18 protein-coding genes are annotated in these 16,905 nt (G+C 59.0%); 6 read left to right on the forward strand and 12 right to left on the reverse strand.

The genetic code is table 11. The features are described 5' to 3' along the window. Positions 1 to 61: 61 nt before the first annotated feature. Genes PDM29_RS20735 through PDM29_RS20790 form a run of 12 tightly spaced genes read right to left on the reverse strand, consistent with a single transcriptional unit; the run spans position 62 to position 11,603 of the window. Complete coding sequence (locus PDM29_RS20735; protein ID WP_311193924.1) at positions 62 to 2,038, reverse strand: type IV secretory system conjugative DNA transfer family protein; 1,977 nt, start codon at positions 2,036 to 2,038, stop codon at positions 62 to 64. Next, the gene (virB11, locus tag PDM29_RS20740; RefSeq protein ID WP_311193925.1) at positions 2,031 to 3,074 is read right to left on the reverse strand and encodes a P-type DNA transfer ATPase VirB11; all 1,044 of its coding nucleotides are present in this window, start codon (positions 3,072 to 3,074) and stop codon (positions 2,031 to 2,033) included. Before virB11 ends, PDM29_RS20735 begins: the two co-directional genes overlap by 8 nt. 9 nt (positions 3,075 to 3,083) lie before the next feature. Continuing rightward, a complete protein-coding gene (locus PDM29_RS20745) occupies positions 3,084 to 4,337 on the reverse strand; it encodes a TrbI/VirB10 family protein (RefSeq protein ID WP_311193926.1) in 1,254 nt (417 codons plus the stop codon). Next, positions 4,337 to 5,212, reverse strand: coding sequence for a TrbG/VirB9 family P-type conjugative transfer protein (locus tag PDM29_RS20750; protein ID WP_311193927.1), 876 nt, complete (start codon positions 5,210 to 5,212; stop codon positions 4,337 to 4,339). The genes PDM29_RS20745 and PDM29_RS20750 overlap by 1 nt, the downstream gene beginning before the upstream one ends. Beyond that, entirely contained in the window at positions 5,209 to 5,967 is a 759-nt protein-coding gene (locus PDM29_RS20755) for a VirB8/TrbF family protein (protein ID WP_311193928.1), read from the reverse strand. The genes PDM29_RS20750 and PDM29_RS20755 overlap by 4 nt, the downstream gene beginning before the upstream one ends. A 41-nt stretch (positions 5,968 to 6,008) precedes the next feature. Next, a complete protein-coding gene (locus PDM29_RS20760; RefSeq protein ID WP_311193929.1) occupies positions 6,009 to 7,139 on the reverse strand; it encodes a TrbL/VirB6 family protein in 1,131 nt (376 codons plus the stop codon). A 29-nt stretch (positions 7,140 to 7,168) separates the two neighbouring features. After that, complete coding sequence (locus PDM29_RS20765; RefSeq protein ID WP_311193930.1) at positions 7,169 to 7,519, reverse strand: hypothetical protein; 351 nt, start codon at positions 7,517 to 7,519, stop codon at positions 7,169 to 7,171. 9 nt (positions 7,520 to 7,528) lie between these two features. Beyond that, positions 7,529 to 8,203, reverse strand: coding sequence for a type IV secretion system protein (locus PDM29_RS20770; protein ID WP_311193931.1), 675 nt, complete (start codon positions 8,201 to 8,203; stop codon positions 7,529 to 7,531). Between the two features lie 2 nt (positions 8,204 to 8,205). Beyond that, a complete protein-coding gene (locus PDM29_RS20775; protein ID WP_311193932.1) occupies positions 8,206 to 10,599 on the reverse strand; it encodes a VirB4 family type IV secretion/conjugal transfer ATPase in 2,394 nt (797 codons plus the stop codon). Positions 10,600 to 10,602: 3 nt separating this feature from the next. Beyond that, entirely contained in the window at positions 10,603 to 10,920 is a 318-nt protein-coding gene (locus tag PDM29_RS20780) for a VirB3 family type IV secretion system protein (protein ID WP_311193933.1), read from the reverse strand. Between the two features lies 1 nt (position 10,921). Then, positions 10,922 to 11,221: a hypothetical protein gene (locus PDM29_RS20785; RefSeq protein ID WP_311193934.1), complete on the reverse strand. Its 300-nt coding sequence runs from the start codon at positions 11,219 to 11,221 to the stop codon at positions 10,922 to 10,924. Between the two features lie 13 nt (positions 11,222 to 11,234). Continuing rightward, a complete protein-coding gene (locus PDM29_RS20790; RefSeq protein ID WP_311193935.1) occupies positions 11,235 to 11,603 on the reverse strand; it encodes a hypothetical protein in 369 nt (122 codons plus the stop codon). Between the two features lie 699 nt (positions 11,604 to 12,302). Between PDM29_RS20790 and PDM29_RS20795 the strand changes: the two genes are divergently transcribed. Genes PDM29_RS20795 through PDM29_RS20820 form a run of 6 tightly spaced genes read left to right on the forward strand, consistent with a single transcriptional unit; the run spans position 12,303 to position 16,905 of the window. Beyond that, positions 12,303 to 12,776, forward strand: coding sequence for a TcpQ domain-containing protein (locus PDM29_RS20795; RefSeq protein WP_311193936.1), 474 nt, complete (start codon positions 12,303 to 12,305; stop codon positions 12,774 to 12,776). After that, positions 12,773 to 13,078 (forward strand): hypothetical protein, encoded by a 306-nt coding sequence (locus PDM29_RS20800; RefSeq protein ID WP_311193937.1) that lies wholly within the window; start codon positions 12,773 to 12,775, stop codon positions 13,076 to 13,078. Before PDM29_RS20795 ends, PDM29_RS20800 begins: the two co-directional genes overlap by 4 nt. Next, positions 13,075 to 13,578, forward strand: a complete 504-nt coding sequence (locus tag PDM29_RS20805) for a TcpQ domain-containing protein (RefSeq protein ID WP_311193938.1) — start codon at positions 13,075 to 13,077, stop codon at positions 13,576 to 13,578. Before PDM29_RS20800 ends, PDM29_RS20805 begins: the two co-directional genes overlap by 4 nt. After that, positions 13,578 to 15,305, forward strand: a complete 1,728-nt coding sequence (locus tag PDM29_RS20810) for a hypothetical protein (RefSeq protein WP_311193939.1) — start codon at positions 13,578 to 13,580, stop codon at positions 15,303 to 15,305. The genes PDM29_RS20805 and PDM29_RS20810 overlap by 1 nt, the downstream gene beginning before the upstream one ends. Positions 15,306 to 15,309: 4 nt before the next feature. Further along, the gene (locus PDM29_RS20815; protein ID WP_311193869.1) at positions 15,310 to 16,314 is read left to right on the forward strand and encodes a type II secretion system protein; all 1,005 of its coding nucleotides are present in this window, start codon (positions 15,310 to 15,312) and stop codon (positions 16,312 to 16,314) included. Positions 16,315 to 16,326: 12 nt separating this feature from the next. Continuing rightward, positions 16,327 to 16,905, forward strand: a complete 579-nt coding sequence (locus tag PDM29_RS20820) for a prepilin-type N-terminal cleavage/methylation domain-containing protein (RefSeq protein ID WP_311193870.1) — start codon at positions 16,327 to 16,329, stop codon at positions 16,903 to 16,905.

The raw sequence follows: 16,905 nt of genomic DNA on the forward strand, positions 1-16,905 counted from the left end.
GTCGCCGGGACTATCCCGGCGACCCAATACTACAGCCCCGCGAAGGGGTTGACAAATGGGGCTATTGGCCGATGAGATCCTCATCGTCGTCCTCCCCGTCTTGTCCGCCAAACATGTTTGAAACCAGCGAGGCTGCATAGGCGCGCTTCTGTTCGGGCGGCGCGGTGACGGGCGGGGGAGGAGGAACATCCTTCCCATTAATCTTGAAATCGCTGCTCGGTCGATCAGACAGGGTGGCCAGATCGTCGGCAGTCGCAGGCCGGAAGGTTGCCCCCGATTTGGCTGCCCAGGAGCTGGGTGGCGCTGCAACTTGAACGGGTAGGGCCAGGGAGGGAACCGCGATACGCAGTTCCCCCGCCTGACGCGCGGCATTGTAATCATCCCGGTTCGGTTTGCGCTTCCTGGCGAGGATTGGGCTGACCGCCTGCAGCCTGGAGTAGAGCTCCTTTCGCTCGAAGTACGTGAGCCGCTGAACCTTGGCTGGGTAAACACCGGGAGCGAAGATGATGGCCTCGGCAGAAGAAAGAAGGCGCACTTCATCAGGAAGCATCAATGGTCGCGCAGCTTCATTCTTGGAATGCGTTTTCCTTTCCATCTTGCGACCTGATTCACTCTTGCTGAAACTCGTTGTCGCAGGCAGCTCGTCGCTAATACGCTTTGCTTCTTCCTTTGATGCAGGCGTGTACGCTACACGCGTCTTGTGGTTATCCCTGAACGTGGCCGACCGGTGCTCACCATAGATTCCTTCCATCTGACTCTGCGTCTGATAGATGGTAACGAGCTTCACGCCGTACGACCGGTAGTAGGCGATAGGGTCAACCACGTTTGCCACGTCGCCCAAGGAAGTGAACTCATCATTCAGCAGCATCAGCTGATGCTTGCACTCGGGGTCTTGAGCGAATTCTGTCTCAGTGTTTTCCGCAGCAATCTGCTGCCATAGCAGATTCAAGAGCGGTCTAAGGCGACCCAAATCCGGGCCGGGAGTGACGACGTAGAGCGACATGCGATCCTTGCGGAAGCGCCTGATATCGAAGTCGCTACCACTCAGCGCCAAGCTTACAAGCGGGTCGTTCGTGACAATTTCCATGCCCGTGTTGAACTCGCCGCGCACGGATTCCCTGTACTTGTCCGGTTTCGAGAAGAACTTGATGAATCCCTCAACTACATTCGGAGGGTACGGCTTGCCGGCCTCCTCGCGCGCTTTAACGGCCTTCTTAATATCCTCCTCGGCCATCAATGCGCCAAAGCTGGCCACCTTGGGCAAGGTCAGTTCCAGCTCATTCTCTAGGTGCCAAAGCGCGATTGTGAGGAACAAATCGCGCGCGCCGGGCTTCCAGGGTTCACCCTCGTCTTCGGCCGGGTCCCAGAACATCGTTGCGATACGCCCGATGCCTTTATTACGAAGCATCACGTCACGGTCGACGTACTCAAAGGGATTCCACCGGTGAGTGCGACGTTCCTTATCCGACGGATTGAAGACATAGACAGCGTGGCCCCTGGAATGCCGGAACTTAGAGGTAAGCTCGAAGTTTTCCCCCTTAATATCGTTCACCACCACTGAGCCGTTCCAGAGCAACAGCGTCGGGATTACCAGCGAGACACCTTTACCCGTACCCGTAGCCGCCTTTAGTTCGACGTGGTGCTCGGGATGGGACGTGACGATGCGCCCTTTCAGCATCCCGAGGGGTACGCCCTGGCGCTGTTCGATCATGTCTGCCTTCTGCAGCTCATCGAGAGTTGCCCACCGTCCTTCGCCGTACAGTGTCGCGCGTGGTCGGTACAGCGCGATGGCGATGATTGCGACAATGCTCAGCGCCAGGGGTACGCCACCTGACACCAGGAAGGAAAGCCGAAGGTTCGGCAAATGTCCAAACTGATCTACGTACTGAAAGTACGTTAGCGGCGTCGGGAGAAATGGAAGCTTGCGCCAGTTCCAAAGGATGAAGGCGAAGCCCGCAATCCAGCAGGACAATGTGAGCAGAATTGGAATCAGCAGGGCTATGCCTACCCGACGTTTGATCGTTGCGGTGTCAGCCATCGATGCCCCGCTTGCGGAGAGGGTTGTAATAAACGCCGACGCACTGCCTTCCTTCGGGGGTCTTCTCGACCTGCAGCGTTACGTCGATCGCAGCAACGAGCATGGATTTAAGGTCGTCGCGCCCGATCGTTGCGCCGGCCGCACTCTCCTTGATGAGAAGTGTCAGCTGGTCGAAAACTGTCAGTTCATCTGCAGCATGCATCGAGGTGATGCTTCCAGGGTGGCCGGACATGACGTTGCGCACGTAGTACCAGGCCTCCTCGCCGCGAAGCTCTGCCAGCAGGACGCGGGATGGATACATGCGAAGCGTGGCTTCCAGCAGATCCTTCGCAGTTGCCTTGCTGATTCCTTGCCCGCCGCGGACGTAATAAAGGTGGACCTTGTTGGCGTGATTTGGCAGGCGCAGCTCTTGGGCATCCTCGATCGTGACCAGGCGCTCCTCGGACGGAATCAGATTCGCCAAAGACTTCATGAACGTCGTCTTGCCCGAGCCTGTCGGTCCGCTTACGACGATGTTCTGGCGGCTATGCACGGCTTGCCGGAAGAACTCACCCAAGTCACCGGACAGGAACAGGGTCGCCAGCTCGCGCTCATGCGGAAGCAGCTGTGGCGAGTCGAGCTGTTCCGCCATCAGCCCGCCGCTACGACGCGCATTCTTGAAGAACGGGCCGTTGCAGTAGGCCTCGAACGGAATATCGATCAGGCTTGGCTTCCGGAACACCATGCTCACAGTTCCCTCCGGTACCACCGGCGGAATTACGACCTGCACGCGCTCGCCGGTGTCCAGACTGGTCGATATGATCGGATGCTCTTGGCTGATCTTCTGCTTGCTAGCAGTCGCAATCGTATTCGCAATCGAAAAAAGCCTGTCATAAGACAGGCTTGGAACCGCGCGCGTTTCCCATCCGCTAGGCGTTTCAAGGAGCACTTCCCCGGGGCGATTGATGACCACTTCACCGGTTGCGTTCTCGATGATAGGGGCCAGCTCGCGCATGCTGACCCGGACGCTATTCCACTTTTCTGTACTGATCGACATAGCTAGGACTTACCTGATCTGCTGCGAATCTGCGACGCGCAGCGAGTACACCGACGAGAAATCAAGGTCTCGCGCAACAAAGATGTTCACCACAGCACCCGCTTTCACCTTGATGGTAGGCGGAATGTCGACGTTCGATTGCACCGCGATAGATGCTGCGTCGTTCATTGACTGCGAGGTCGACCGATAATCAGAAGCATCACCGCCTGCGGCCATTGTGACTCCGTCATCAACCACGCTGAGAAGGAGGCCAGAGCCGAAGCGCTTCCAGAAATGATTGTTGACTCGCCCAGTAATGCCCGCGCGTCCCATGCTGTCCGTTGCCGGGCTATCCAAAGCAATCCGCACCCCATGAGGCGTTTCGATGCTGGTCCACAGCACGAACGCCCGGCTAACCCCTGGCTTGACCTGCCCAGTTTGGTATTCGCCAATTGCCTCTGACCCCGCTTCGGCCATGATGAATCGACCGTCTGCAGAGTACAGAGGATCGGCCAAAATGCAGCTGGCAAAGCCGGACAGTTGCGAATTGAACGCGGTCCGCATGGTGCACCGCCCCATGGTTGCTTGGCGCACCATGAAGGAGCGGTTCGTTTCCCGAGACGCGACCGAGGGGGCTCTTGCCTCAGATTTCAGCTGTTGCCCGAGTGTCGCGGATGGCTGCTCTGCCTGCGTCGCTCCGCCACCACCGGACTGCGCCAGTGCAGCGGCCATCATCGCCTGATAGGGATCTGACTCTTCCTTTGGGTCTTGCGCACTGTCCCTCATTCCGTTCGCCAGTGACGGGCCGCTGGCGGACCACGCCATGACGGGGGCACGCTGCCGGCGGGCCAGGTGATCTGCGGCTTCGGCCTCGGCGTCGGTGAGCTGCTTGCTGCCTCCGGGATGCCCGGACGGTGTACCAGGTGAGCCGGGCGGGGCGGCGAGGCCACCATCCGCTGTGACGCTCGGGTCTGCAGCATCTTCGCTGGCTCCAGGACCTGACGCTGACCCCGCTGCAGCTCGATTGGCGAGCGCATCCGCCAAGAAGGATGGCGGTGCTTTCAGATCAGTATCTTTGTTCTCACTCTGAACCTCGCCGCTCGGCTGTACGTTCTGGCTTTCTTCCTCAGCCTTCTTCTCCTTTACCCACTTCCACGCTACAACGCCAAAGATGCAGAGGAAGACCAGCACGATCATGGCGAGCGCCATGATCCTCAGCTTTCCACCCATGCCACCGCCAGATTTCAGCGGGGGGATATCTTGTTCGTCAATTTCGTTCTGCATCACTTACCTCGAAATACTCTGAGAATCCCGCTCTTGGTCGAGCCCGTGTCATCACTCGGGGCATCATCGGCAGAATCGACGGCTTTGTTGATGACACACGACTCAGCCTTCCCATACCTGACCGAAAAACGCTTTGCTGTCTGGAACAGGATCATGGTTCGGCTGTCAGCGATGCCGTCACCTTCCTGGCCGCCCATTCGGTAGTTGACCATCGCCTCTTGGCCATCAGGCAAGAATGCCTGCACCGTCGGAAGCGATTGGCCGGCACGGAAGCGCATGTAGGTGAATCTGCCATCGTCCCAAACGCTAACCGGATTAATCTGCTTGTTGCGACGGCAGGCGACGTACTGCGTATTGCTCAACTGCACGGAGCTATTAAGCGCGGTGCGGATGGATTGGGTGGCGTCCTGCACTTTCTGCTCGGCTACCTTAAGGACCGGGTCGTCGGGATACATGAAAACGACAAAGAGCGTCATTTCATGGTCGGGCAGCCGTTCCTTCGGGATCACATCCACCACGAACTGGTACGGACGCTTGTTGGTGACGATGGCCAGGTTCGTTCGACCGTCAATCTCCTTGGGCTTGATAAAGACATGGTTGCCATTGGGTGCAATCTCCCATGCCATCGAGTCGCCAGCGGCAACATCCAGTACCTGTTCATCAGCGCCGAGCTGGATATGGGTTGAGTATCCCAGCGCCTGTTTGATGGTGACGATGGCGAGCGGGTTGTATTCGACAATCTTTACACGGGGGTCGAATCGTGACGTGGACTCACGCTGGTATCGATCAAGGCTGGCGGCAGGGGCTGCCGACAGGTGCAGTGGTACAGAGCACAGGATGCCGACCGCCATCGCCAGAATCTTGGTACGACTCATTGGCGCGGCGCTCCGCCGGAGCCCGGCTGCACGGTAGTGCCGACCACCGATTCATCCACGTTGTAGGAGCTAACGGTAAAGCCCATCGGGTTCCTGAGGCGCGCGCCCAGGGTCATGTTCTTGGTCAGGTACGAGAACTCGACGGTGGCAATAAAGCTCGCGGGCCGGGGCGCGCTGGGAACGCCCTTGACGAAGCGCTTGTAATGGACCTGAGCCGCACCCTGGCTCATACGGACTACGCCAGTAATCTCGATATCGACCACGCCTTTCGGGTAGAGCGCAAGGGGGCTCAGGCGGTTGGCTTCGGGATCAATCCATCGCATGTACTCATCCAGGACGGGGCCAGTCGACATAAGCTCCACCTGTTCGTAGTTGTATCCAACCTGTGCATCACTGAACTCTTCACGCGAGCGGACGTACTGCGCCAGGTAGGCAGCATCGAGAGCGGTTCCCTGCGTCCATTCTTGCGGCTCCACCTTTACAAGTTCGGTGACGGTGCCGGCGTTCTCGTCCTTGATGAGCACATAGGGCTGAACCTCTCGGACGTCCATGGTGGCGACGATAGCCACGATCACCGCAGCAACCGTCACACCGCAGAAACCGAGGGTCATCAGGCTCATCCGCTTTACCATGCGGTCCGCGCGTTCCAACGCATTAGTGTCAAAGCGCTTGGCGTCTTCCAAGAGGCTACGCGAGTACGCATCCAGCGAGACTTCATCGCCGAGGCTGCTGGGTGGGGTGTTTTGATCCGTCATTTAGGGGTCCGCAAGAGTTGGGCGCTGAGACAGGGTTGCTGTTACTTTCGGATGGTGTTCTTGGAGCGAGCATTCGCCAGCGCTGCAGAGTGATTCCGGGCGGTGTCCATCGGTCCCCTGTAGCGCGCAGCGCCAGTTCGAGGATCGTTGTAGAACTGGCCGCCCATGAACTCGCCCATTGCACGTGCGGGATTCATGGCAACACGCCCGGCCGCCATCGCTGCCCTGGCAGGAGCGCCGGCGGACGACGCAGCGCGGCTCAGCGTGCCGGCAGCGCCCATGGAAATGCCGCCGACCAGGGAGGCGCTTATGTCGTCCGCCTTGAACAGCAAGGCTGATGCGATGGCGAACGCGAATAGGGCGCGTACGGACACGCCAAGCGCAGCTGCAATGTCGGTGACCGTGTCCTCCGTTACATTGCCAATTGTGCTACTGCCAAATTGCTGGACTAGGCCGATACCGAGCCCAACGATGACCATCAGCACAACGCCGTAAAGGGCGTAGTTAATCGCCGTTCGCAGGAAGGACTCCAGCATCGGCCGAGTTGCTTCCCAGATGCCGGCCACAATGAACAGTGGGCCTAGTGCCAGCACGATCGCCAGGGAGGCGTACCCCATGAAGGATAGGCCGGCCGCAAGCGCCACGAAGATTACGGTTCCAATAATCACTACCAAGCCCGCAAGCAAATAGCCGGTTGATTCGCCGGGCTTCCACACAGACGTTGCCTTCCACAGGGCACTGCCCGCACAGACTCCCTTAGAGGCCGCCATGTCCAAGGCAGTGCCCATATTGATCTTGCCTTCGAGGTCATACTTGACTGCCTGGTTTCCCATGCCGCTGCCAGAGACAATCTGCGCAACCTCCGCTGGCGCTTCCCAAAGCGTCTGAACTACGAGGTCGTTATAGAGCGAACCTGTTCCCGCAAGAGCAGTGAGGAACATGGCGCGTGCGAACCATTTGAGGAACGAGATCACGTCTCCGTTCTGTGTTCCTGAAACAAATGCAATAACCCACAGCACGCTATAGAGGGCGCACCCTGCAAGGGCAATGCCCGCAGCATAAGAGCCGATCTTCCCTGACACCGCAGAGACCTGATTGCTCAGGTTCATCATCGTGTCGCTCATCAAGAACTCTACGACCATCAGGTCAAAATTGCAGGATTCTACAGCCATGATCGCTTCCTTCGCCCGAGGCGTAGTGGTTACTTCTTGAAGTTCTCGGGGCTTGCCGCTGCTTGGCGGCAAACCCACATCAGGGGCCTGTGCAGGTCGCCTTTGCCCTCGCGCATCAGCAGTGTCTGTTCACGGTGGCACGCTGCAGCGAGCTCTGCAGCCTCGCTAGCCGTGAAGTTCTTGTACGTCCAACCCGTGCGAAGAATATCCACGCCCTCGGGGACCACGATCGTCGCGCCCGATTCCAGCGTAATTGTGTGTGAGGTTGCACGGGGCAGGGTAGGCTTGGGTGCCTGATCCGGAGCAACTTCATTGGGCTCGCTGCAGGCGGAGAGCCCAAGGGCGACGATGGCGGAAACTACGGCGACGTGGATATTCATGTGCATCCCTTAGAAAGAATTCATGGCCCTGGCATGGTCATTCATCATGCGCTGATCCTGCTGCAGGGTTCGCTCACGATCAGTTGCCATCATTTCGGCCTGCATGCGAAGCTGCTCGTTGAGGAGCATATTTGTCTCAATCTGAAGGCGGGCCATCAGATCCATGACGTCCTTAAGATCGGTTGCACCGTCGAGCGCGGCCCCGAGATTATCGAGCTTCGCGAAACGCTGATTGCTGGTGTTATACAGCTGCTGTGCGCGACCCCACGCTTCGAGGTCGTAGCGTGCGGATTGCTCCATGCGATTGGAAATCTTTCCTGGCGCTGACTGCAGGTTAACGTTGCCAATAGAGCCGAGGTCTCGCCGGATACTGTCCACCGCGCCGCGGATCTGCTTGCCCTCGGCCCCAAGGCTGTCCAGGGATTCGCGCCAGTTACGCGGAATGACTGCGCGGGTTTGGTCTGTGACCAAGCGACCCATGCCACGACTCCCGCTCATGTTTTCAAGCTGGGCCTGGGTGTTCTTGATCTGACTCTCAAGCTTCTTGATTTCATCGACGCCCTGCTTGACCTTCATGATGTTCTGGACGAGATTCGTCGGGTCAAGCGTTACGAGCTGCGCGAAGGCGTAATGCGGTACCAGCAGCAGGAGGGCAGCCAATGACAGAGAACGGATGTGCCGCATAATTAATTCCTCAACATGTCGTAGTAAACGGGGAGCCAGTCACGTGGATCATCACTGGACGAGTCGATCGCGGCCTGCATCGTGGCATTGAGCTTGTCCGTGCCGCTCAATACGGACAGCTCCCGGGTCATCCCGGCAAGATTCAGATTGCAGACCGCGCTGATGCCGGGCTGTTTGAAAAGGAAGGCGCGCGGATTGGTAGTGGGGAGCGCGTCCTGGATGAGGTCAAATTCACTCGCCGAGAGACCTAGCCCTTCCTCCATGTAATGCTGCGGCTTGGCTTGGGTGTTCGGCAGGATTATTTTCGTGGTGGTCTGCTCGATCAGCGTCTCGCGGATCTTCGAATCGAGGACATGGTTTGCCTGCTGCGTGCCTAGTATCGCGATACAGTCCTTCTTGCGGTTCAGCAACAGTGTGTCTTCAATGAAGAAGCGGAAGAAATCGTCGCCCAGGAATACACGCATTTCATCGATATTGATGATTAGCGGGGCGGTGCCCATGAAAGTATTCACGCGATGGAATAGGTAGGACATGACCGCGCCACGCGTATCGGCGTCGTTGAAGAAGCTCGTCGCGTCGAAGCCAAAGTGGCGCGTACCAACGAAGTCAAGGCGGTCGGCGGAAGAGGTAAAAGCCCATGAATGCGAGCCACCCTCGCACCACTGCGACAGCCTTTCCAGGGCGTCTTCATGAATCCCGTTGAGGCCGTTGGACAGGTGAGTCAGGCTCCGGGCATCAAATACTTCTTCGGTCATGACAAACCGCGTGCGATACGCGATCTTGTTCTCATCTTCTGCGCTGAGGGGTTTACCACCGGAAGCGAGGCGCTTAACAAGATCGACGGCGAAGCCAATGTTCTCGGCCGTCGGCTCCAAAGCAAGCGGGTTAAATCCTGTCTCCTTCCCGCGTTCAAGAATGCTATACCTGCCGCCCATGGCGTTCACGAACACTCGTTGCCCCTGCGAGCGGTCGAAGGTAATGACGGTCGGCTTGGCCTTGTCAGACTGTGCGACGAGCATCGTCTGCAGAGTGGTTTTACCGCCGCCAATGGGGCCGATGATGAGCGTGTTGCCCGGTGCCTTGTCATCATCTGCCGTTGCGCCGCCGCGTGTTTTCGTCTTGCGCATGTCGTGCAGTGCGGCAAAGAATGGACTCCCGCCTTCGGTGAGGAACATCGTTGTGGCGGGCCCCCACTGGTTTCCGTCCCTGCGTCCGGTGGGGTAGTTGTGGAAGGCAATCAGGCCTGCGAAGTTGCGCGTTGTGATCGGGGCGCGTCGAGGGCGATACTTGAAGTTGCCAGGAAGCTGCGCGATGAAAGCCGGCTTCAAGGCGATATCTTCGCGTGCCATGATAAATCCGTTGTCCGTGCAGTTTTCTTCGGCCATTGCCACGCGACGTGCGAGCGTCTTCTGATCGTCTGCCGTGACGCAGATGCTCATATCGTGGCGGCCGAGCCCGATGGTCCTGGACGTCAAGCCTTCCTTCAACAGCTTCAATGCTTGTAGCTCGGTGACGGCATCATCGGCGGTCGCGCGCATGCGGCGCTCCTGCAGGGCCACCGCACCTTTCGCTTCCTGTTGGCCCATGAACGTGAAAGAGTGGGTCATCACATAGGGGAAAGGCAGCGACAGAGTCTTGTTCAGGTGGCCGGTGTTAATGGTCCCGCTGGGGTAGGTGTTGGCAGACAGTAGCGCCCCGAACTCACGCCCGGACGAGCCCTGACGAACGAATGTGTCGGAACCCTTGGCAAAGTAGAATCGCGACCGATTGAGAATATCGCCAGCACGGTGAGGCGTGACGGGCGTCTTGTACTTCTTGCCATTCAAGAGCAACGTCAGGAACTCGTAAATTTCCGAGAAGCTGACATTCATCTCACGGTACATGCGAAGCCTACGGGGCTTATACGCCGCGAGCGTCTCTTGGATGCGAGTGCACATGGAATCCAGTCGCGCAATTTGGTCCTCACGCCCCTGGCGGAAGCCGCCCTTTCCCTTGCTGAATCGAGAAAGGTTGCTCTCACCCTGGATCAGCACCGCAAGGTAAAGCTCGTTCGCGAAAAGAGGCTCTTTGGAGCACCGAGCACGGTAGGCCTCGTTAAGTGAGTGTGCGAAGGTGTCGGGCGTGAAAACCCCCGCCGCGAAGTCCTTGATCTGGTAGTGGTATACCGTTTTCCACAGCGCGAGGTCTGGCGCGGCGATGGCCATCAACATCGCGCACAGGCTTTCGTGCCAGCGAAGAAGCTCGTCATCGCTAGCGGTTTCATGCGCCGCCCCATCGAATCGCAGCACCGCAAGGACGCTGCCGTTGTCCAAGCTGACAACGTCCTCGGTGAGGTGGGATTCGTAGGGCACCACATTGGCCAGACTCGATTCGGAGAGTGTGGAGAGGTCCACCATAGGTCAACGGTTCCTGAGAGGGGAAGCTGAGAACGTCTCGACGCCGCGCCCAACAGATCGACCTTTGGTCCTGAGCCAGAAATGGAATCCGACTTTCAGGTACTCAAAGGTGTTGGGATCGCGCTCGCAAATAATTCTCGCGGACATGAAGCCGATGACGCCGAACAGCGCTCCGCCTATGCTCCATATGAATGAAAAGCCGAAGAGGACCGGCCCGATAATGGACAGGATCGCGACAATAAGAAGTACCCCAAATACCATTTGGGGCACTCCTGCGACCGTGGCCGGACGAGTCATGCCGCCGAACACGTAGTCGGTCATATCAGCTCATGACTTCGGCGGCGATGCCAGCGATTGCACCAAGCAAGATGGCACCCAAGATCCACTTGGCCATGTTCTTCCAATCGACAATGTCCAGGAGCCACAGGACCACGGAAGTCACCGCGCCGAAGGTGATGATGCCACCAGCAATTGGAATAGCGTAGCTGGAGCGTGCACCGTCAATCTTGCCACGCACTACCGAGCCGCCATCAGCGTGGGCCAGATCGGGATAGAACAAAAACAGCGCCACTACGGCGCTGGCGATTGCATACGAAATATAGGTCTTGACGGTCGTGCTCATTTGATCCTCGTTTTTAGATGGGCGGTCCAGTGCGGACCAGCATCTTGGGGAGTGGTCCAAAGGTGGTGACAGAGCGGATGAAGGTGTCGAGTGATTTGAAGTAGCGCACCTGCGCCCGCTTTACTGCGTGCAGCACAAGAAATCCTTTTTCTTCGGTTGGCTTTATCCTCACTACTTTTTGTTTTTCACGGGTTAGAAACTTCGCGCGGGCTGTGGGGAGAACCGCGATCCAGTAGCCTGCGGGCGTGACGGTGACGGTGATCTGCTCGATTGCCTTACGACCGATCAGTTCAGCGAGCTCTGCCTCATAGATCACTCCACGGGGCCTATGCCGCGATCCGAAGAGAAAAATCTCGTCGCTCTTGATTGCCTCGATTGCCATTTGCGGGGTCTCCGTCGCTGGTGTGGCAGCTAGGATACCGGCAACCCCTAGAGTGGAAGGCTTCGTCCTGGTCATTGAGGGGGTACGTTTCCGAAGGGGCTGGCCGGGGCAAGCCATTGATTGGCAAAGACTCCGGAGCGATATCGGCGGGTGCGCCTGGAACTTGATCCCCAAGGCCTGGCCCGGAAGGCTGCCGCTGGCGGCCGTACACATCCCACGGCGGGGCGGATTGAACGGCTGCCGGGGCTTTCGGCTGGTCAACCTCCAAGCCGGACTTGCGCATTTCGCCTGCAAGCCAAGTCTCCACTTCCACCCTTGTGGCCCCCGTCGCAGATTTGCGATTTGCCTCCTTAAGTATTTCGTCCAGTGGCCGATACCGGACCTGCTCAGGGGCCGGCTTGGCCGAGTCCGCCGCCTCAACCGGCCGAACAACCAAGCAAAGCGCCAATAACCCGGCGGCCGTCAGAAGCTCAAAGATGCGGCTTTTGGTAGACATGGCAAAAAGACGAAACGGGTGAATTGGCGGCCACTGTCGCACAATTGCGACACGATGGCAAATCGAGTAGTCTGGCCGCCCCAAGCCCAACTTCTATCCCTCGCATGCGTTATTTCGGTCGCATCGCGGCGACAACTGCCGCGCTCATGCTTGCAGCTGCCCACACGGCAGATGCAGGCCCAGCTGTTGTCATAAGTCGTGACATGCTCGATATGGTCACCGAGCAAACGAACTCATGCCCGCCGGATCGGGTGATATTCGTTTCCCGAGAAAGCCGGGTGGTGGCGGTATGCGACGCGCCCCCAACTCCTGAGCCGGTTGTGATCGCCGAGCCATTGGATCTGACTGCGGATACGCCAAAGGCAGTCGGCGTCATAGCTCCCGCCGCTACGGCTGTCTTTACCCCCGCACCGATTCCGAAATGGACCATCGAGCAGGGCCAAAGTATTCGGGATGCGTTGGCTGCATGGATTCCGGCAGATTGGACACTGGCGTGGGACACGCCCGCGGCTCCGCTGGCGAACGTGAGCTTCGAGTACCAGGGCGAGGCAATGGATGCGATCGCGGACCTGTTCGACCGCCGGTCCATCTGGCCGGAATCACCGCTTACTGCATGCTCCTTCCCGAACGAACGCATCCTGCAGGTTCGCGCAACGGGGGAGTGCGGAGCCCCATGACCGTCGCCTCCATGCTCCCCTACGACGCGAAAAAGCCACTGGCCATTTGCAACGGCGAGGAGCTCACACCGGTGCAAATGCATGACCTCGCTGTCGCCCTCGCGCTGTCGGAGGACGTTTCTCCCTGTCCGGCTGCCGCACACACCGCGCTGCTCATTCTTCGCAGCACTCTTGCAAGGGCACTCCATCTTACCGACGCGGATCTACTTGCTGCCGCCGGCATCCGTGTCCCCAACCTCGCCGAATTACCTACCGCCACTGACCAGCACAACGCACCCAACTTCGAGGCACACGCGCAATGAAGCAATGCATTTCCAAGGGCGCGGCAGGAGCCGCTATCGCCTTCGCCATCCTGTTCCCGGTCGCTACCTATGCGCAGGCTGCGGCCGCAACAGGCAACGCAGCCCTGGCACCTGCTACGGGCGGCACGGTGGCTCCAGCTCCGAAGGCGAAAGGCTTCACCGTGGTCGAGAAGGGCGCTTATACGCGCCCAGCGCCACCCCCGCCGCCCCGGCCTCTTGAACGAAGCTACAACGTTCCGGCGAATGCGGCTCTTCGTCACGTTCTCCAGGAATGGGCATCGGATGAGGGCTGGTCCGTGTACTGGCCGGCAGCAGCGGACGGTAGTGAGTGGATGACAGAAATTGCCGTCAGCTTCAAAGCCACAGATTTCCAGCAAGCAGTTACCAAACTGATCGCCGGCCTGCCGGCCAACGCAGGTCTTGCCGCGACGTTCAACCGTGCCAATTCACCCATGCTTCTGCATGTAAGTGAGTCTTCCAACATGCAGGAGATCCCGTGATGCGGACCCCCACTCAGATCGCGCTCTGCGCCGCAATTGCACTTACCCTGACCGGCTGTTTTTCACGTGAAGTACGCCGCTCCATTGACGAGCAGCGCGTTGAAACAAAGGCCGCGTTTGAGCGACCGGCCATCACCAATGACCGCACCAGCGTTCAGTCATCGGAGCGCCTGTACGTCCCTGTCCGCAAGGTCACGATGGCACAAGGGCGCAGCGCTTGGCTCACCAGTCAGCGTGTGACCCTTAGCTTGGACACGCCCGTGCCGCTCACTACCGTCCTGCGGTCAATCAGCGACCAGGGCGTCAATCTGACTTCTGACCTGAACCTCAGCGGCTATTCGTGGTCGGGGCAGGTAACGGCCGCCGACAGCGAGACGGCACTGCGAATCGTGCTTGGGGGGATCGGCCTGGACTATGACGTGGACGATGTACGTCGCCTTGTCACCATTCGCCCGGTCCGGTCGAAGACTTGGACGCTCAACCTGGGGAATCGTTCAACGAAGTTTTCCAGTGGCGGACAGAATGCAGTCGGCCTGACTGAGAGCGACACCAATGTCACCAACGCAGGCAGTGGGTCCAGCGGTGGGATGGCAAGCAATTTCAACAGTCTCGGGCGCTCAGGAGGTGGGGAAGAGGAGGGCGCGAAGATCACCAGTGAGGACAACTTCTGGAAGTCCCTGGAAACCGAGCTGGATGCGCGCCTGCAGGTCCGACTGCCCAACACAGGGGGCGGGGCAGTCGCGACACCGGGTGCGCCGGCAGTGCCGGGCACACCCGCTGTTGATGAAGGCGTTAAGAAGATCGGCAGCTTTGCTCTGAACCCGGAGACGGGGGCTGTAACGGTTTCGGCACCGCAGTGGGTACTGAGGGATCTGGATGGGTACATGGCCCGCGTCCAGGCCATGTATAACGCCGAAATTACCTTCACCGGCGAACTGCTGATGGTGTCCCGTTCGCGTACCGACAGCGAAGGTCTGGACGTATCGGCCTTCGCGAGCTTCGCGAAGGGAAGGTATGGCGCTGTAATCAAGAACAACGCCTTGGGCGGCGTCACCCTTTCGTTCCCCGATGGCGCAAACAACCTCGCCAACGTTGTTGCAGAGGGCCAGTCCGTTCCGGGTGCCTTGATCGGCATCGCCTCCAAAGCTGACTCGCTGCAGATTTTCAATACGTGGCTGTCAGCAGTAGGCCGTGTCAGCGTGGTACAGCGGCCCATCATCACCACCACCTCCGGTGTGCCGGCCGAGTTCAGCAAGCAGAGCACCTCGTATTTCAACCTGATTTCTCAGGATGTAGCCGCAGGCGGCATCAGCGGTGCGGTAAGCGCCACGCGCAATACGCTGCAGTCCAAAACATTCGGGACCCAGCTGACGATCAACCCGCGGTACGACTACGGGACTGGACTCATCCGCGCTCACATCAAGCTCAACCACGTCCTGCCCAATGGGCAGCAATCGGTCAACCAAACCATCAACGTAGGCGATTCGTTCCGCACGATCGCTACAGCAATTCCTCTGGATACGAAGCACTCGTATAGCGGTGAAGCCCTGCTGCGTGACGGAGACCTGGTGGTGATCGGCGGCCAGAATGAGGAGTCGCAGTCGCTCGATGAAAATGGGCTCCCGGCCAAACAGGGCACGATCAGTGGTATCGCGGGCAAGAAGTCTGCGCGGCGAGAAGAGGCGACGTACTATTTCGCGCTCCGCGTATCCGTGAAGGCGCGGTGACCATATGAAGAAGGCCAGGGGCTTCACCCTGTTGGAAATGGCCATTGTGGTTGCCATTATCGTGGTGACCGCGCTCATCATGACGCCCATTTTTGGCAAGTACCTCACCGCGCTTGCACGGAACCACGCCGAGCAAGCCCGGATCGACAACCAGCGAATTGCCGATTCGATGCTTGCAGTCGCACAGAACGAAGGCAACGGCATTCTACCGGCTCCCTATGCTGGGCCTGGTAACCCGAACGCGATTGCGAATCCTGCGGACAATAGCGCGATAGGGATAGCTTTCCGGCAAGCGCTTTCGGAGTCCGGGCTGATTCCTACCGCGATCAATGATGATGGCACGTCAGCAAAGAATGCACGGGTCTACCAGCGCGTCACCGGTCTCACCCAATCGATGCCGCTCTACTTCCGGTCGGGTCCCCTGGTCTCTATGACATATGACTACGGCGTTATCTACGCGACGCGGTGTCCTGAGTCGGACTCATCCTGCAGAGGCTCTGGCCGTCCCGGTGCGTCACCCTCACTGACCGCTGCTAATCGGCAGTCGTGGGCTGTCGTGCAACCTGACCTGGCACCTGTTTTTGTGTCGACGCTGCCTGTGCAGAAATCAATGCTGGCCACCACTACTCGCCGTGTTGATCGTGTGCGCGACGCGCTGCTTTCCTACTACCGGGGCAAGCAGCTAAGCGCGGCCGCTACGGATACGACCAACTGGTTCCCTGGCTCTGGCTACGGTGGGGCAAATCCCGCGTCCCACCAGGGCTGCAGAGACGGTTGGTACGAGCTGGACTCCACAAACGTCCTGCCCCTCATCGGCCTCTCCCAAGGAGAGTTTGGTCGAACGAGCTGGGGAGGGCGAATCGAATACTGCCGCGACTACGATCCTGCGGCATCAAAAGGTGCAAACGCTCCTCCTCACGCAGCAGCAATCCGCTTTAGGAGCGACGTTTCACAGGGTGCGGCCCCCGATGCCGCGGTTCTAGGCAACAACGTTATTCTCACCCTCTAAGGAGCTGTAACTGTGAAACTCTTCGGCAAGAAACGCGCGAGCAAGGGCTTTACGCTCGTTGAAATGATCGTGGTGGTGGCCATCATCGCTATCGTGGCCGCGATTGTGCTGCCCAAGCTGTTGGGCAACACCAACGCGGCACGTGCGACGCTGCTCACGCGCACGTCGAATTCGATCGCCCAAGCCGTGAACCTGATCGCCATGGAATGCGGTGTGTCGACCGTTGTCAGCGGCAGCGTGCTGCCGGCCAGCGGCCGCAACATGGCGGACGTTCTCTTCGAGGGCCGCTCTGCTGTGGCACCGGCGAAGCAGGCCTGCTACGACGCTGCCAACGTGATCCCGATGCGTGATTCAGTGGCCCGCTCCGGGACCGGCTGGGAAGTCTCCGGCTTCCCAATCACCGTCACGGGCGGCGGCGGCAACAAGTTCTCCATCGCGTACGCCAACGTGCCCAATGAAGTGGTGCTTCCAGCGGCCAAGCCGTACACAGCCGGAATGACCACGCTCGCTGCCAGTGACACGACCAGCGACGTGGTGAACTACAGCGTTGAAAGCGCTGGCACGCGCACTCTCACCTTCAAGCTGAACTGA

This window comes from Stenotrophomonas oahuensis (genome assembly GCF_031834595.1).
In the GTDB taxonomy this organism is placed as follows: domain Bacteria; phylum Pseudomonadota; class Gammaproteobacteria; order Xanthomonadales; family Xanthomonadaceae; genus Stenotrophomonas; species Stenotrophomonas oahuensis.

Coding starts and splice junctions, on each gene's coding strand:
- PDM29_RS20735 (WP_311193924.1), bottom strand. CDS start 2,038: ATGGCTGACACCGCAACGATCAAACGTCGGGTAGGCATAGCCCTGCTG.
- virB11 (WP_311193925.1), bottom strand. CDS start 3,074: ATGTCGATCAGTACAGAAAAGTGGAATAGCGTCCGGGTCAGCATGCGC.
- PDM29_RS20745 (WP_311193926.1), bottom strand. CDS start 4,337: ATGCAGAACGAAATTGACGAACAAGATATCCCCCCGCTGAAATCTGGC.
- PDM29_RS20750 (WP_311193927.1), bottom strand. CDS start 5,212: ATGAGTCGTACCAAGATTCTGGCGATGGCGGTCGGCATCCTGTGCTCT.
- PDM29_RS20755 (WP_311193928.1), bottom strand. CDS start 5,967: ATGACGGATCAAAACACCCCACCCAGCAGCCTCGGCGATGAAGTCTCG.
- PDM29_RS20760 (WP_311193929.1), bottom strand. CDS start 7,139: ATGGCTGTAGAATCCTGCAATTTTGACCTGATGGTCGTAGAGTTCTTG.
- PDM29_RS20765 (WP_311193930.1), bottom strand. CDS start 7,519: ATGAATATCCACGTCGCCGTAGTTTCCGCCATCGTCGCCCTTGGGCTC.
- PDM29_RS20770 (WP_311193931.1), bottom strand. CDS start 8,203: ATGCGGCACATCCGTTCTCTGTCATTGGCTGCCCTCCTGCTGCTGGTA.
- PDM29_RS20775 (WP_311193932.1), bottom strand. CDS start 10,599: ATGGTGGACCTCTCCACACTCTCCGAATCGAGTCTGGCCAATGTGGTG.
- PDM29_RS20780 (WP_311193933.1), bottom strand. CDS start 10,920: ATGACCGACTACGTGTTCGGCGGCATGACTCGTCCGGCCACGGTCGCA.
- PDM29_RS20785 (WP_311193934.1), bottom strand. CDS start 11,221: ATGAGCACGACCGTCAAGACCTATATTTCGTATGCAATCGCCAGCGCC.
- PDM29_RS20790 (WP_311193935.1), bottom strand. CDS start 11,603: ATGGCAATCGAGGCAATCAAGAGCGACGAGATTTTTCTCTTCGGATCG.
- PDM29_RS20795 (WP_311193936.1), top strand. CDS start 12,303: ATGCTCGATATGGTCACCGAGCAAACGAACTCATGCCCGCCGGATCGG.
- PDM29_RS20800 (WP_311193937.1), top strand. CDS start 12,773: ATGACCGTCGCCTCCATGCTCCCCTACGACGCGAAAAAGCCACTGGCC.
- PDM29_RS20805 (WP_311193938.1), top strand. CDS start 13,075: ATGAAGCAATGCATTTCCAAGGGCGCGGCAGGAGCCGCTATCGCCTTC.
- PDM29_RS20810 (WP_311193939.1), top strand. CDS start 13,578: ATGCGGACCCCCACTCAGATCGCGCTCTGCGCCGCAATTGCACTTACC.
- PDM29_RS20815 (WP_311193869.1), top strand. CDS start 15,310: ATGAAGAAGGCCAGGGGCTTCACCCTGTTGGAAATGGCCATTGTGGTT.